Source organism: Nonomuraea sediminis (genome assembly GCF_018531495.1).
In the GTDB taxonomy this organism is placed as follows: Bacteria; Actinomycetota; Actinomycetes; order Streptosporangiales; family Streptosporangiaceae; genus Nonomuraea; species Nonomuraea sediminis.
In genome coordinates, this window is the sequence record NZ_JAHDTI010000015.1 from 17,721 (window position 1) to 31,366 (window position 13,646).

Here is a 13,646-nt window from a genome sequence, read left to right on the forward strand (position 1 = left end):
GGCATGGCCACTTCCATCAAGAAGATCGTCGCCGCGAGCCTGATCGGCACCACCATCGAGTGGTACGACTTCTTCCTGTACGGCTCCGCCGCCGCGCTGGTGTTCAACAAACTGTTCTTCCCCGAGGCCGACCCGCTCACCGGGACGCTGCTGGCGTTCCTCACCTACGCCGTCGGCTTCATCGCCCGCCCGCTCGGCGGTCTGGTCTTCGGCCACTTCGGCGACCGGGCAGGGCGCAAGACGCTGCTGGTGGTCAGCCTGCTGATGATGGGCGCGGCCACGTTCCTGATCGGCTGCCTGCCCACGCACGCAGCCGTGGGCGCCGCGGCGCCGCTGCTGCTGACCGCGCTCCGGCTGGTGCAGGGGTTCGCGCTGGGCGGCGAGTGGGGCGGCGCGGTGCTGATCGTGTCCGAGCACGGCGAGGCCGGGCGGCGCGGCTTCTGGGCCTCGTGGCCGCAGGCGGGCGCGCCGGGCGGGAACCTGCTGGCCACCGGCGTGCTGGCCGTGCTGGCCGCCACGCAGTCCGAGGAGACGTTCCTGAGCTGGGGCTGGCGGGTGCCGTTCCTGCTGTCGGGCGTGCTGGTGCTGATCGGGCTGTGGATCCGGCTCTCGATCACCGAGTCGCCGCTGTTCCTCGAGGCGCCGAAGGAGGAGCGGGCGCCGATCGTCGGCGTGCTCCGCCACCACTGGCGCGACGTGCTGACGGCGATCGGCGCGCGGCTGGCGGAGAACATCTCCTTCTACCTGCTCACCGTCTTCGTGATCGCCTACGCCAAGACCGTCAAGGTGGAGAACTCCACCGTGCTCGAGGCCATCCTCATCGCCTCGGCCATCCACTTCGTCACGATCCCGATGTGGGGCGCGCTGTCGGACCGCGTCGGCCGCCGGCCGATCTACCTGGCGGGCGCGGCCGGCATCGGGATCTGGATCTTCGCGTTCTTCCCGCTGGTCAACACCGGCAACTTCCTGGCCATCACGCTGGCCGTCACGGTCGGGCTGCTGTTCCACGGGATGATGTACGGCCCGCAGGCGGCCTTCTTCTCCGAGCTGTTCGGGACGAGGATGCGGTACACGGGCGTGTCGATCGGCGCCCAGCTGTCCGCGATCGTGGCGGGCGCGCTGGCTCCGATCATCGCCGTGGCCCTGCTCAAGGCCTACGGCAGCAGCGTCCCCATCTCCATCTACCTGGGAATCGCGGCCCTGCTCACCCTCTTCGCGGTGTTCAGGGCCAGGGAGACCCAGGGCCGTGACCTGGCCGAGAGGATCACCGTCTCATGAAGCTCACCACCGCGAGGCTCACCCACCACGTCCGCACCGCCTCGGAAACGGGCGAGCCCGTGCTGTTCGTGCACGGCAACGTCTCCTCCGGCGCGTTCTGGCGCGACGCCCTCGCCGCGCTGCCCGACGGCTTCCGTGGGCTGGCGCCCGACCTGCGCGGCTTCGGCGAGAGCGACCCCGCCCCTGTCGACGCCACGCGCGGCGTGCGCGACTTCTCCGACGACCTGCACGAGCTCGTCGGCGCGCTCGGCCTGGAGCGGGTCCACCTGGTGGGCTGGAGCATGGGCGGCGGGATCGTGCTGCAGTTCCTGCGCGAGCACCCGGGCCTGGTCAGGAGCATCACGCTGGTCAACCCCGTCTCGCCGTACGGGTTCGGCGGCACCGAGGGCGCCGACGGCCGCCTCACCCACCCCGACGGCACCGGCGCGGGAGCGGGAGGCGCCAACCCGGACTTCGTCGAGCGCCTCAGGAACGCCGACACGTCGGATGAGTCAGCGACGTCGCCCCGCAGCGTCTTCAGGAGCGCCTACGTGACCCGCCCGGTCGACGACGAGGACTTCTACGTGGCCTCCATGCTCACGACCGTGGTGGGCGAGGCCAACTACCCGGGCGACGCGGTCGCCTCGGCCGAGTGGCCCGGTGTGGCCCCCGGCAAGACCGGCATCCTCAACGCCCTGTCGCCCACCTACTTCCGGCTCGACGACCTGCACGACATCGAGCCGAAGCCGCCGATCCTGTGGCTCAGGGGCGCCGACGACGTGATCGTCTCCGACACGTCCCTGTTCGACCTGGCCCACCTGGGCGTGCTCGGCGTCGTGCCCGGCTCCCCCGGCACGCCTGGCCAGCCCATGGTGACGCAGACGCGGGCCGTACTGGAGCGGTACGGGAACTTCAGGGAGATCGTCTTCGACGGGTGCGGGCACACGCCGCACCTGGACAGGCCGCAGGACTTCACCGCCGCGCTCGTCGAGCACCTGAGGAGCGCCTGATGCTCGTCGCGCTGTCGCTGGTGGCGAGCCTGCTGACCCCCGTCTTACCCCTGACGGTCCCCGGCGCGGAGAAGCAGGTCGTGGCCACGCTCGACGACCTGACCACCGCGGGGACCGTCCAGACCGGCCACACCGACCCGGCGGACTGGGCCGGCCTGCACTCCAGGACCACGGTCAACCCGACGGGCGTGCCCGGCATCCAGATCGACGGCTACTTCCCCGACACCTCCACCACCAACACCGACCACGGCTGGAACCACGACTCCCAGTTCGTCATCCGCCTGCCGGAGAAGTGGAACGGCGGCCTGATCATCACCGGCACGCCGGGTAACAGGGAGCAGTACGCCAACGACTTCACGATCTCCGACTGGGTGCTGTCCAAGGGCTACGCCTTCGCCGCCACCGACAAGGGCAACACCGGCCTGGCCTTCTACGCCGGCGACCGGCGCCCCGGCGACGCCATGGCCGAGTGGAACACCCGGGTCACGCAGCTCACCCTGGCCGCCAAGGCGGTCGTCAGGCAGCGGTACGGCAGGCCGCCCGCCCGCACGTTCATGGCGGGCATCTCCAACGGCGGCTACCTGGTCAGGTGGCAGCTGGAGAACCGTGGCTGGCTCTACGACGGCGGCCTGGACTGGGAGGGCACGCTCTGGCGCGTCAAGGGCGACAACCTGCTGAACTTCCTGCCCACGGCGCTGAAGGGCGACCCGGCGGCCGCGGGCTTCGCCCCCGAGTCGGACTTCCTGTGGCCGTTCCACCGCCAGTACTACTGGGAGCTGACCCAGCGGATCTACCAGAAGGAGCTCGACCCGGACTACACCGGCGAGCCGGCGGACTACGACTACGACGCGCGCATGCCGTACGCCGCGGTGGCGCGGATCGCGCTGACCGGCAGGATCACCAAGCCGCTGATCACGCTGCACGGCACGCTCGACTCGCTGCTGCCGATCAGCCGCGACTCCGACGTGTACGCCAGGATGGTCGGCCCGCACCGGCCGTTCCGCTACTACCGGATCGAGGGCGGCAACCACCTCGACAGCCTGGTCGACGTCTACCCGGACCGGCTCAAGCCCATCCTGCCCGCGTTCAGGAACGCCCTGGACGAGCTGGAGGCCTGGGTCAGTCCCTGAGATAGCGGTGCTTGCCCGCGCGTGCCAGCCGCGCCAGGTGCCTGGCGCCCGGCACGCGGCGGGCCAGCCGCACCAGCGCGCTGTCGTGCCCGTACGGCGACTGCCGCTCGGGATCGATCTCGGTCGAGGCGCAGACGGCGACCCTGCCGTGGCGCATCTCCAGCCCGAACCTGAGCCCGGTCTCGCCGTCCTCGTCGCGCAGCCACGACATCCACGCGCCGGGACCGAGCGCGTCCCTGCCGGGCGCCAGCCGTTTGACCGGCACCTTGGCCACCAGCTGGCCGGCCATCCTGCCGCGCATGCCGGGCTCGACCAGCGCGGGCACGACGAGCTCGCGCGGCGGTCCCGCGGTGTTGCGCAGCACCAGCTCGATCGGCGGGCCGCCGCTCGGCGGCACGTAGGGGACGGGCAGGACGACGTAGACGTGGCCGTCCTTGCGCTTGAGGTCGGCGCCCGGCGACACCAGCGCGATCGACTCGCAGAACGAGCGCGGCTCGATGACCAGGCCGAGCTCGCCCGCGTCGCTCCAGCACGGCACGACCAGGCGCCGCCTGGGATGCTGGGCGAGCACTCCCAGGCAGTTCAGCGGGCCCTCGGGGCGGCTGACGCGGGTCCTGGCCTGGTCGGCTCCGCCGTACATGCGCACGTGCACCTCCCACTGGCCGGAGGCCAGTGGCTCGCCCAGGGCGGCGGTGCTGACGTCGAGCCTGGCCTCGCCCGCGATGATCAGGCGGATGTCGTTCCCGTCGGGGACGCGCTCCACGTGGAAGTCGACGGGCAGGAAGTGGATCACTCCGGTGCCGGCGTGGCGGACGTAGACCTCGACGCGGGCCCGCTCGACGGCCGAGGTGACGTCGGTGATGCCGGGCGGCAGCAGGTCGAGGTCGATCGCGCGGGGCGGGCACCACAGCAGCTTGTCGCCCTCGGCGCGGAACCTGGCGGGCTCGCCGCCGTCGGCGAGCACCTCGACGCTCAGGCCGAGCACGAGCACGTCGGAGTCCCAGCCCATCTCGCGCAGGTCGGCGCGGAGCCCGGCGCGGCGCGAGGCGTTGGCCAGTGTGATCAGCTGGTCCAGCCGGCCCGCCCTGATCAGCGCGGCGACCACGCGCAGCTGCACGGGCAGGTGGCGGTCCAGCCGCTCGGGCAGGTGGGCGAGCACCAGGTCCCTGGCGAGGGTGAAGTGCATCCCGCGGTCGACGGAGGAGCCGGCGAAGCGCGGGGTCAGGAAGGGACGCAGGACGGTGGTGCGGAACCAGTGCGCGTACATGCGGTCGCGCTGGCGGCCCTCCTCGGTGTGCGCGTCGATCGCGGCGAACAGCTCGCGCAGCTCGGCGGCGACGGCCTTGGGGTCCTCCTCGCCGGCCTCGGCGGGCGCGCCCAGGTGGCAGCAGACCTCCTCGGCCAGCACGGCCACGACCTTGGCGAGCAGGTAGGCGCGGACCGAGAAGGTCTGCTCGGCGACCCGGCCGCCCGGCACGGGGAAGCCGATCCCGTGCTGCTCCAGGAAGGACCTGCGCAGCAGCTTGTGCGGGGTCAGGAGGGTGAGCAGCCTGTCGCGCAGGATGTCGGCGCGTTCGGCGCTGGACTCGAAGGCGGTCATCGGCTGGCCGACGTCGCTCACCAGGCGGCCGATCAGCACGTCGGCGTCGGTCTCGACGGCCCGGTCGTACATGCGCACGATCGCGCCGCGGGCCAGCCGGTCGTACTGGTCGAGCAGGTAGACGTAGGTGCCCTTGGCGGCGGCCAGGCCCACGTTGCGGCCTCGCATGGGCGAGCCGGTGTGCGGCAGGTGCAGCACGCGCACGTTGCTCCTGAGCGCGGCGACCGTGTCCAGCCGCTCGGCGATGCCGTCCGTCGACCCGTCGTCGACGATGATCACTTCGTACTCGTCCGCGGGCATCGGCTGCTCCAGGACGGAGCGGATGCACGCGTCGGCGCGGTCGCCGGGGTTATGGACACTGACGATCACGCTGACCTTCACACCCATGCGGCCAGCGTGCGCCGTCCTACCCGATCTGACCCGGTGGCTTGCCGATTCCGGAGGGAAAGATGACCGGCTAGTACCATCCGGTGGACTGCGAGTGGCCCCAGGCTCCGCAGGGCGTGCCGTAGCGGCCCTTGATGTAGCCGAGTCCCCACTTGATCTGGGTGGCGGCGTTGGTCTGCCAGTCGGAGCCCGCGCTGGCCATCTTGCTGCCGGGCAGGGCCTGGGCGATGCCGTAGGCGCCGGAGTAGCGGTTCATCGCCCGCTCGTTCCAGCCGCTCTCCTTGGTCCAGAGCTTCTCCAGGCAGCCCCACTGGTCCGCGCCGAAGCCGGCGGCCATCATCATCTCCTTGCCGACGGCCTTGTTGGAGCCCGGGGACGGGTTGCTGCCCGGCGGGAAGTTGCCGGTCGGGAAGCCGTTGCCGCCCGGCTTCTTCTTGGCCTGGACCCAGTCGAGGCCGTCGTCGCCGCCGGAGCGGCCCTTCTTCAGCTCGTCGGCCTTCCACGCCTGGACGGCCGCCTCCTTGAGCGCGTCCGTCTCGGGGTCGGGCGCGTCGAAGTTGCCGCTGGCGAGCTTGCCGAAGTCCTGCGGCGAGAGAGGGGTGACCTGCGGCGCCTTGGCGTTCTCGATGGCGCGGTAGGCGACGAAACCGCCACCGCCGAAGACCACGACGGCGGACAGGCCGATCATCACGATGCGCTTGGGGGTCAAACGCGCCGGTCGGCGGGCCGAGCGGGGGGTTTCCTGCGCGGGGCGCTCACTCAACTGCGGACCTGGGCTCACGACCAATGAGCTTGCCCTGTCCTGGGGGGTGGTCCGCAACCGATACGGGATAATCGGTTGGCGCCCCGTTGACTAACCGCCAGGTTGGAGGGGTGATCAGTGACCGGTGTGACTTTGGTCACATTCTGTAGGCCCGCCCTTCGCGCCCCCGCCGAAGGGAGGACCGATTTCAGACTGCCCGTGGTTCTTTGGGATCTCGTGCGCGACATGTCACAGTTCTATGACAGAACTCGGATATCCACGACATGGAACCATAATGTGCCAGTGGCTGGCATCCTCCTCGTCGAAGACGACCTCTCGGTCCGCACCGCTCTCGAGCTGGCGCTGACAAGGCAGGGGCATTCTGTCACGTCTTATGCCACCGGCGAAGAGGCACTGGACCACATCCGCTCCCGCCGCCCCGAGATCGCGATCCTGGACGTCATGCTGCCCGGCATCGACGGCGTGGAGGTGTGCCGCCGGATCCGCCGCCTGGACCAGCTGCCCGTCATCCTGCTCACCGCGCGCGGCGACGACCTGGACGTGGTCGTGGGCCTGGAGGCGGGCGCCGACGACTACGTGGTCAAGCCCGTCGAGCCGCGCGTGCTGGACGCCCGCATCCGCGCCATCCTGCGCAGGGCCGAGTCGGCGGCCTCCGACCGGATCTCCTTCGGCGACCTGATGATCGACCGGGGCGCGCTGAAGGTCACGCTGGCCAACAAGGAGATCCACCTGACCCCGACCGAGCTGCGGCTGCTGCTCGAGTTGGTGCGCCACCCCGGCCAGGTGCTCAACCGGCGCTACCTGCTGCGGGTCGTGTGGGACCACACGCACGTGGCCGACTCCCGGCTGGTGGACGCCTGCGTGCAGCGGGTACGAGCCAAGATCGAGCCCAAGCCGGCCGAGCCGGTGTTCATCCACACCGTCCGGGGCTTCGGTTACCGGTTCAGCCCTCCGTGAGCCGGCTGCCATCCGGGCTGCGGGCGCGCCTGGTCATCACCTTCACCCTCGTCGCCGTGGCCGCCTCCGTCATCGTGGCCACGATCGGGTTCGAGCTGGCCAAGAGCGCGCTGGTGACCAGGGCGGAGAAGACCTCGATCGACCTGGTGACCAGGGAGCTGGGCAGGATCACCTTCCCCGTCGGCCGGCTGCGCGAGGGCGAGGCGGCGCCCACGACCCGCGAGCTGAACGCCATCGGCCGGGTGCTCGACGGCCCTGGCCGCAGCGTCTTCATCGAGTACGGCAACCTGACCTACGCCAACGGCACGCTGTCGATGAGCGACATCCCCAACGAGCTGGCCGGCCAGGCCAGGAGCGGGGTGGCCACCCAGCGCAAGGTGATCAAGGGCCAGCTCTGGCTCATCGTCGGCACCGCCCTGTTCCGCAGGGAGGGGACGGCGGCGCCGGAGGCCACCGGGCTGCGCGCGTTCGTCTTCTTCCCGCTGCACGACGAGGAGAACCAGCTCGACATGCTGCGGGTCAAGCTCGTCCAGGGCAGCGTGGTGATTTTACTGATCGCTCTGGTGGTCGCGCTGGTGTCGGCCAGGCGCGTGCTGCTGCCGGTGCGGCGGCTCAGCGCGGCCGCGCAGGCGCTCGGCCAGGGACGGCTGGACACCCGCCTGCCCGTGCACGGGCAGGACGAGCTGGCCGAGCTGACGGCCCGCTTCAACGACGCGGCGGCGGCGCTCGAGCTGAGCGTGTCCGAGCTGCGCGCGCTGGAGGCGATGTCGCGCAGGTTCGTGGCCGACGTCTCCCACGAGCTGCGCACGCCGCTGACCGCCATGACGGCGGTGGCCGACATGCTCTCCGAGGAGGCCAACTACCTGCCCAAGGCGCCCGCCGAGGCGGTCAGGCTGATGCTCAACGAGGTGGAGCGGCTGCGTGAGCTGGTCGAGCACCTCATCGAGGTCAGCCGCTTCGACGCGGGCACGGCCACGCTCAACGTGGAGCCGGTCAACGTGGCCGACGCCATCCAGGACTGCCTGGAGATGCGCGGCTGGAACGACGGAGTGCGGGTCAACGCCTCGCAGGGCCTGACCGTCAACCTGGACCCGAGGCGGTTCGACGTGATCGTGGCCAACCTGGTCGGCAATGCGCTCAAGCACGGGAAGCCTCCCGTCATGATCAGCGCCAGGGGCACCGAGAACGGGCTGGAGGTGAAGGTGCGCGACCACGGTGCCGGGATCCCGCCGGAGGCGCTGCCGCACGTGTTCGACCGCTTCTTCAAGGCGGGCGCGCGGGGCCGCAGCCAGGGCAGCGGGCTCGGGCTGTCCATCGCGCGGGCCAACGTGCACCTGCACGGCGGCACGATCTCGGTGCGCCCGCAGGACCCTGGAACGCTCTTCACGGTCTGGCTTCCGCACCAATGAACGCCCGGCGAGTGTTGCCTGCCGTACTGCTGCTGTTGGTGGCGGGATGCGGGATCACGCCCACGGACGTGACGGATCGCGGCAAGCCGCCCACGATCGAGATCCCGCCGCCCACCAAGACGATCTTCCTGCTCAAGGACGGCAAGCTCATCCTGCAGCCGGCCGACGTCGACTCCGACACGGTCGGCAGCCTGCTCACCGCGCTGTTCGACGCCTCCACCGCCTCGCTGGGCGACCTGGACACCGCGCTGCGCGGCTTCACCCTGGAAGGCATCGAGGATTCGCTGAACCCCATCCAGCGCGACGAGATCCAGCTGCCCAGGACCTCGACACTGACGGTCTTCGTCAAGGGCGAGGGCACCATGACCCGGCTGGCCAAGGCGCAGATCGTCTGTACGGCGCAGCAGGACGCGGCCTTCGAGCAGGTGCGCATCATCCACCGTTACGAAAACCGCCCCTCCAGGTCGGAAGGGCGGTTCACGTGCGCGGACCTCAAGCCCGCTACAGGGTGATGTCCTCCAGCATTTCGGTCACCAGCGCCGCGATCGGCGAGCGCTCCGACCGGGTCAGCGTCACGTGCGCGAACAGCGGGTGGCCCTTGAGCTTCTCCACCACCGCGACCACGCCGTCGTGCCGGCCCACCCGCAGGTTGTCGCGCTGGGCGATGTCGTGGGTGAGCACCACGCGGGAGTTGGCGCCGATGCGGCTCAGGACGGTCAGCAGCACGCCGCGCTCCAGCGACTGGGCCTCGTCCACGATCACGAACGCGTCGTGCAGCGAGCGGCCGCGGATGTGGGTGAGCGGGAGCACCTCCAGCATGCCGCGTTCCAGCACCTCCTCGATCACCTCGGGAGAGGTGACGGCGCCGAGCGTGTCGTAGACCGCCTGCGCCCACGGGCCCATCTTCTCGCCCTCGGATCCGGGCAGGTAGCCGAGCTCCTGCCCGCCGACCGCGTACAGCGGGCGGAAGACGACCACCTTGCGGTGCTGGCGGCGCTCCAGAACGGCCTCCAGGCCCGCGCACAGCGCCAGCGCGGACTTGCCCGTGCCCGCCCTGCCGCCCAGCGACACGATGCCGATCTCCGGGTCCATCAGCAGCTCGAGCGCGATGCGCTGCTCGGCGGAGCGGCCGTGCAGGCCGAACGCCTCGCGGTCGCCGCGCACCAGCCGCACCGACTTGTCCGGCAGCACCCGGCCGAGCGCGGAGCCCTTGTTCGACAGCAGCCGCAGGCCGGTGTGCGCCGGCATGTCCCTGGCCTCGTCCAGGTCGGCTGTGCCGTGCTCGAAGAGCGTCTCCACGTCGCCGGTGGTCACCTGGATCTCGGCCATGCCCGTCCAGCCCGACTCGATCACCAGCTCGGCGCGGTACTCCTCGGCCGCCAAGCCGATCGAGGCCGCCTTGACCCGCATGGGCAGGTCCTTGGACACCAGCACCACGTCGCAGCCTTCGGCGGCCAGCGAGCGGGCCACGGTCAGGATGCGGGTGTCGTTGTCGCCAAGGCGGAAACCGGCGGGCAAGATGGACGGGTCGCTGTGGTTGAGCTCGACCCTGATCGTGCCATCCCCCGTCGGCATCGGCTCGTCCAGCCGGCCGTACTGGACCCGCAGGTCGTCCAGGTAGCGCAAGGCCTTGCGGGCGAAGTAGCCAAGTTCGGGATGGTGCCGCTTACCCTCCAACTCCGTGATCACCACGATCGGAAGCACGACGTCGTGCTCGGCGAACCTGGTCATGGCCGCCGGGTCGGCTAGCAGGACCGAGGTGTCCAGCACGTAGGTGCGCTTGGCGAGGCTGGTCGAAGGGTTGCTCGAGGACACTGCCACACGTTCTCCCCCGGGCGCCAAGGGGATCGGCGCCCTGCAGACGAGGCGGGAATTCGGACCGGGCCCGTGCCTACGAGGAGGCCGCGAGATCCGGCCCTCCTCGGCAGGTGAGTGTGCAAAGGCGGGCCCTCTCCGAAGCTTCCGGTCTGTGACCGGATGCTTGCAACGCTACGTCCTGAATACCCACAATCAGGAGCCGTAACGCCGGTGTCTCGCGGCGTAGTCGCGCAGTGCCCGCAAGAAGTCGACCCTGCGGAAGTCCGGCCAGTATGCCTCGTGGAAGTAGAACTCGGAGTGAGCGCTCTGCCAGAGCATGAAGCCGGAAAGCCGCTGCTCACCGCTGGTGCGGATGAGCAGGTCGGGGTCTGGCTGGCCGCGAGTGTAGAGATGCTCCGCGATGTGCTCGACATCCAGAACCTCCACGAGGTCCTCGATGCTCGCCCCCTTGCTGGCGTGCTCCTGGAGGAGTGAGCGCACCGCATCGGCAATCTCACGTCTTCCTCCATACCCAACTGCAACGTTCACAATCAGGCCAGGACGGTGCGATGTCACTTCTTTTGCGTTTTTCAGGACATTCGCCGTCCTGTCGGGCAGCAGGTCGAGCGCGCCGACGGGGATGATCCGCCAGCCCTCCTCCACCAGCTCCTGCGTCACGTCCTCGATGATGCGCAGGAGCGGCTCGAGCTCGTCCTTGGGCCGGTTGAGGTTGTCGCTGGACAGCATCCAGACCGTGACGACCTCCACGCCCGTCTCCCGGCACCAGCCGAGCAGCTCGGAGATCTTGTCGGCGCCCTTGCGATGGCCGCTCGCGACGTCCCGCATGCCCATGGCCCGGGCCCATCGGCGGTTGCCGTCGATGATGACCCCGACGTGCCGGGGGACGCTGTCTTTCGACAGCTTGGCCTCCAGCCGGCGCTCGTACAGCCGGTAGACCAGATCGCGCAGGCCCACGGAGTGTCCCTCCCCAGACGGATGACCCAACAGGTCATTATCACCGCCTTTCGCCCCTGCCCGCCCCCTCAACGGGATTCCTGGCCAGGTTCCTTCCGCCCAGGCAGCCCTCAGCCTCGGTGACCAGGCCACGGACGAACGCGGCAAGCTCGGACGAGGTCAGCACGGCACGCATGCCGACCCCGCCGGCGCCCCACGCCTCCACGAAGGCCCGGCGCGTGACGCGCCACTCTCCATGGTTGTCCTGCCCAGGAACCCAGAGGGGAATCGTCCTCAGCTGGCAGCGCAGCTCTCCCCCGCCGATCGCGCCCGATCTGGTGCGGTAGCGGAAGGAGAACAGCTCGCTGTCGGGTTCCTCGTCGGGGAAACGGTCGTCGGGGTCGGGCCACAGCCGCGCCTCGCCCCGGCCCTCGCGGGCCTCGTCCACGCCGCGCGACAGCCGCGCCAGGAACCAGCCGCACCGCTCCCCCACGGTCCCGTACGGCGTGCCGTCGCGACGCAGCTCGAGGGTGATCTCGTACGGTATGCCGACGCTGTCGGTGCACGGAATCGGCGTGACGGTCAGGTAAGAGCCGTCCACACAGCGTAGTCCCCCCATCAGGGAGAGATTTCCGCCCCAAAGCCAGCTAAACCCCGTAGAAACGGGCGGCGGTCCTGGTGAAGACCTCGTCGGCGTCGCCGAGCAGTTCGCGAGCCGTACCGAGCACGGTCCGGTAGTCGGCCGCCTGCAGGGCCACCGGCCAGTCGCTGCCGAACATCAGCCGCTCCGGCCCGAACACCTCCACCGCGTGGTCGACGTAGGGCCGCAGGTCGGCCACCGTCCAGCGTTCGTGGTCGGCCTCGGTGACCAGGCCAGACACCTTGGCATGGACGTTCGGGCAGGCCGCCGCCCTGCGCAGCAGGGTGGCCCAGGGCTCGAGCTCGCCATCCCTGATGCGCGGCTTGGACAGGTGATCGATGACGAGCTTCAGCGTGGGGTGCCGCTCGGCCAGCGTGACGACGTGCTCCAGGTGGCGGGGCAGCAGCGACACCACGTCGAAGGCCAGCCCCGCCTCGGCCAGCAGGCCGAGCGACTCCAGGACCGCGGGCTGGACCACCCAGTCGGGATCCGGTTCGTCGTGGATGAGGTGACGGACCCCGACAAACTTCGGATGTTTCCGATATTTCGTGATTGCTTCGGCGGCCTGCGCCGGATCCGTCAGCGGGACCCAGCCGACCACACCGCGGACGAAGTCGTTGTTGTCCGCCTGGGCCAGCATCAGGTCGGTGTCGGCGACGGAGTTGGCCGCCTGCACCAGGATCGTGCCGGTCACGCCGGCTTCCGCGAGCTCCGGCGCCAGGTCCTCGGGCGCGTAGGTGCGGTAGAGGATGCCCGCCTCGGGCGTCAGCCACGGGTAGGAGCCCTTGTCCAGGTCCCAGAAGTGCTGGTGCGCGTCGACAATCACCTAGCAAACCTAGGATGTCTGGATATATCAGAGCAAGGGGTGCCAGCCGTGCTCGCGCCAGCCTGGCGGCTGGTGCCACTCCGTCCAGCCGTAGCCGCCGCGCCCGTCCTGCGCCGTGAAACGGCACAGCGCGCGCGAGAACTCGGCCTTGGCGCCCTCCGGCGAGGTCAGCGTGACCGGCGCGAACGCGATCGGCGTCACGATCGTGGTCATCCGCGGATACTCCAGCCGCGCCTCCACGGGCTGGTCGCCCTCGAAGTCGGCGCCCACCGCGAACCCGTCGGCGTGCGTGAGTTCGCCGCCCGGCGTGACCGTGAAGGCCGGCCAGGGCAGCGGCATGCCGATGTTGGCCTGCATGCCGTGCACGAACGTGCCGTCCTCGAGCCGGCCGCTGCTCCAGGTCCAGGAGAGCGACCACCAGTCGCGCACGCCCCAGCTGTGGTCGCGCTCGCCGTGGCCCTCGAACGGCCTGCCGTTGACCGTGCCGCTCACCAGGCACGGGATCTCGTAGCGGGGTGTCAGCGAGTAGCCGTAGACGCCGCCCACGCTCTGCCAGCGGAGGTCGAGGTCGAGGTCCTGGGCGCGCAGGGTCACGCGGGCGGATTCGAGCGGCCTCTCCACGGCCATGGCCGCCGTGTACTCCGCGCCGGATACTTCCAGATCCGCACCCGGCAGCGGTGCCGCGTTGTCCACGAGCAGCACCGTCGGGCGATCGCGCCCGACCAGGCAGGCCCAGTACCAGGCCCTGTTCCAGTTCGGGTAAATGCCCAGGCGGATGTATCCGGCTAATGATCCATCGGATGTCGTGAAGTCGAAATAATAGGACTCATTCCACAGGTGCTCGCCGTCCGACTGATGCAGCGCCTCGTCCCGCGCGCCGATCGCCCATTCCGCCATATTCAAGACCCGCACTTGG

The 13,646-nt window shown here is 70.1% G+C and carries 13 protein-coding genes; 6 read left to right on the top strand and 7 right to left on the bottom strand.

Annotated elements, in window-relative coordinates; translation table 11 throughout:
• Positions 1-3: 3 nt before the first annotated feature.
• The 3 genes from KIK09_RS45700 to KIK09_RS45710 are packed head-to-tail and all read left to right on the top strand — an operon-like array spanning position 4 to position 3,397.
• Complete coding sequence (locus KIK09_RS45700; RefSeq protein WP_214325818.1) at positions 4-1,278, top strand: MFS transporter; 1,275 nt, start codon at positions 4-6, stop codon at positions 1,276-1,278.
• The gene (locus tag KIK09_RS45705) at positions 1,275-2,267 is read left to right on the top strand and encodes an alpha/beta fold hydrolase (RefSeq protein WP_214325819.1); all 993 of its coding nucleotides are present in this window, start codon (positions 1,275-1,277) and stop codon (positions 2,265-2,267) included. The genes KIK09_RS45700 and KIK09_RS45705 overlap by 4 nt, the downstream gene beginning before the upstream one ends.
• Positions 2,267-3,397: an alpha/beta hydrolase family protein gene (locus KIK09_RS45710; protein ID WP_214325820.1), complete on the top strand. Its 1,131-nt coding sequence runs from the start codon at positions 2,267-2,269 to the stop codon at positions 3,395-3,397. Before KIK09_RS45705 ends, KIK09_RS45710 begins: the two co-directional genes overlap by 1 nt.
• Here the strand turns inward: KIK09_RS45710 and KIK09_RS45715 are convergent.
• A complete protein-coding gene (locus KIK09_RS45715) occupies positions 3,387-5,384 on the bottom strand; it encodes a glycosyltransferase family 2 protein (protein WP_214325821.1) in 1,998 nt (665 codons plus the stop codon). The genes KIK09_RS45710 and KIK09_RS45715 overlap by 11 nt on opposite strands.
• A 70-nt stretch (positions 5,385-5,454) precedes the next feature.
• The gene (locus KIK09_RS45720; RefSeq protein ID WP_250574855.1) at positions 5,455-6,147 is read right to left on the bottom strand and encodes an aggregation-promoting factor C-terminal-like domain-containing protein; all 693 of its coding nucleotides are present in this window, start codon (positions 6,145-6,147) and stop codon (positions 5,455-5,457) included.
• Between the two features lie 282 nt (positions 6,148-6,429).
• Here KIK09_RS45720 and KIK09_RS45725 point away from each other — a divergent pair, with 282 nt between their 5' ends.
• The 3 genes from KIK09_RS45725 to KIK09_RS45735 are packed head-to-tail and all read left to right on the top strand — an operon-like array spanning position 6,430 to position 9,025.
• Entirely contained in the window at positions 6,430-7,104 is a 675-nt protein-coding gene (locus KIK09_RS45725) for a response regulator (protein ID WP_214325822.1), read from the top strand.
• The gene (locus KIK09_RS45730; RefSeq protein ID WP_214325823.1) at positions 7,101-8,513 is read left to right on the top strand and encodes an ATP-binding protein; all 1,413 of its coding nucleotides are present in this window, start codon (positions 7,101-7,103) and stop codon (positions 8,511-8,513) included. Before KIK09_RS45725 ends, KIK09_RS45730 begins: the two co-directional genes overlap by 4 nt.
• Positions 8,510-9,025, top strand: a complete 516-nt coding sequence (locus KIK09_RS45735) for a hypothetical protein (RefSeq protein ID WP_214325824.1) — start codon at positions 8,510-8,512, stop codon at positions 9,023-9,025. The genes KIK09_RS45730 and KIK09_RS45735 overlap by 4 nt, the downstream gene beginning before the upstream one ends.
• Here the strand turns inward: KIK09_RS45735 and phoH2 are convergent.
• The 5 genes from phoH2 to KIK09_RS45760 form a co-directional block, all read right to left on the bottom strand.
• Positions 9,015-10,334, bottom strand: coding sequence for an RNA 5'-3' helicase PhoH2 (gene phoH2, locus KIK09_RS45740; protein ID WP_372455778.1), 1,320 nt, complete (start codon positions 10,332-10,334; stop codon positions 9,015-9,017). The two genes, KIK09_RS45735 and phoH2, sit on opposite strands and share 11 nt — an antisense overlap.
• A gap of 189 nt (positions 10,335-10,523) precedes the next feature.
• On the bottom strand, positions 10,524-11,285 hold the full coding sequence (locus KIK09_RS45745) for an isoprenyl transferase (protein WP_214325825.1): 762 nt from the start codon (positions 11,283-11,285) through the stop codon (positions 10,524-10,526).
• A gap of 40 nt (positions 11,286-11,325) precedes the next feature.
• Complete coding sequence (locus tag KIK09_RS45750; RefSeq protein WP_308164698.1) at positions 11,326-11,865, bottom strand: hypothetical protein; 540 nt, start codon at positions 11,863-11,865, stop codon at positions 11,326-11,328.
• Between the two features lie 46 nt (positions 11,866-11,911).
• Positions 11,912-12,730: an amidohydrolase family protein gene (locus KIK09_RS45755; protein ID WP_214325827.1), complete on the bottom strand. Its 819-nt coding sequence runs from the start codon at positions 12,728-12,730 to the stop codon at positions 11,912-11,914.
• A 27-nt stretch (positions 12,731-12,757) separates the two neighbouring features.
• Positions 12,758-13,642, bottom strand: coding sequence for a DUF7064 domain-containing protein (locus KIK09_RS45760; RefSeq protein WP_214325828.1), 885 nt, complete (start codon positions 13,640-13,642; stop codon positions 12,758-12,760).
• Between the last annotated feature and the right edge of the window lie 4 nt (positions 13,643-13,646).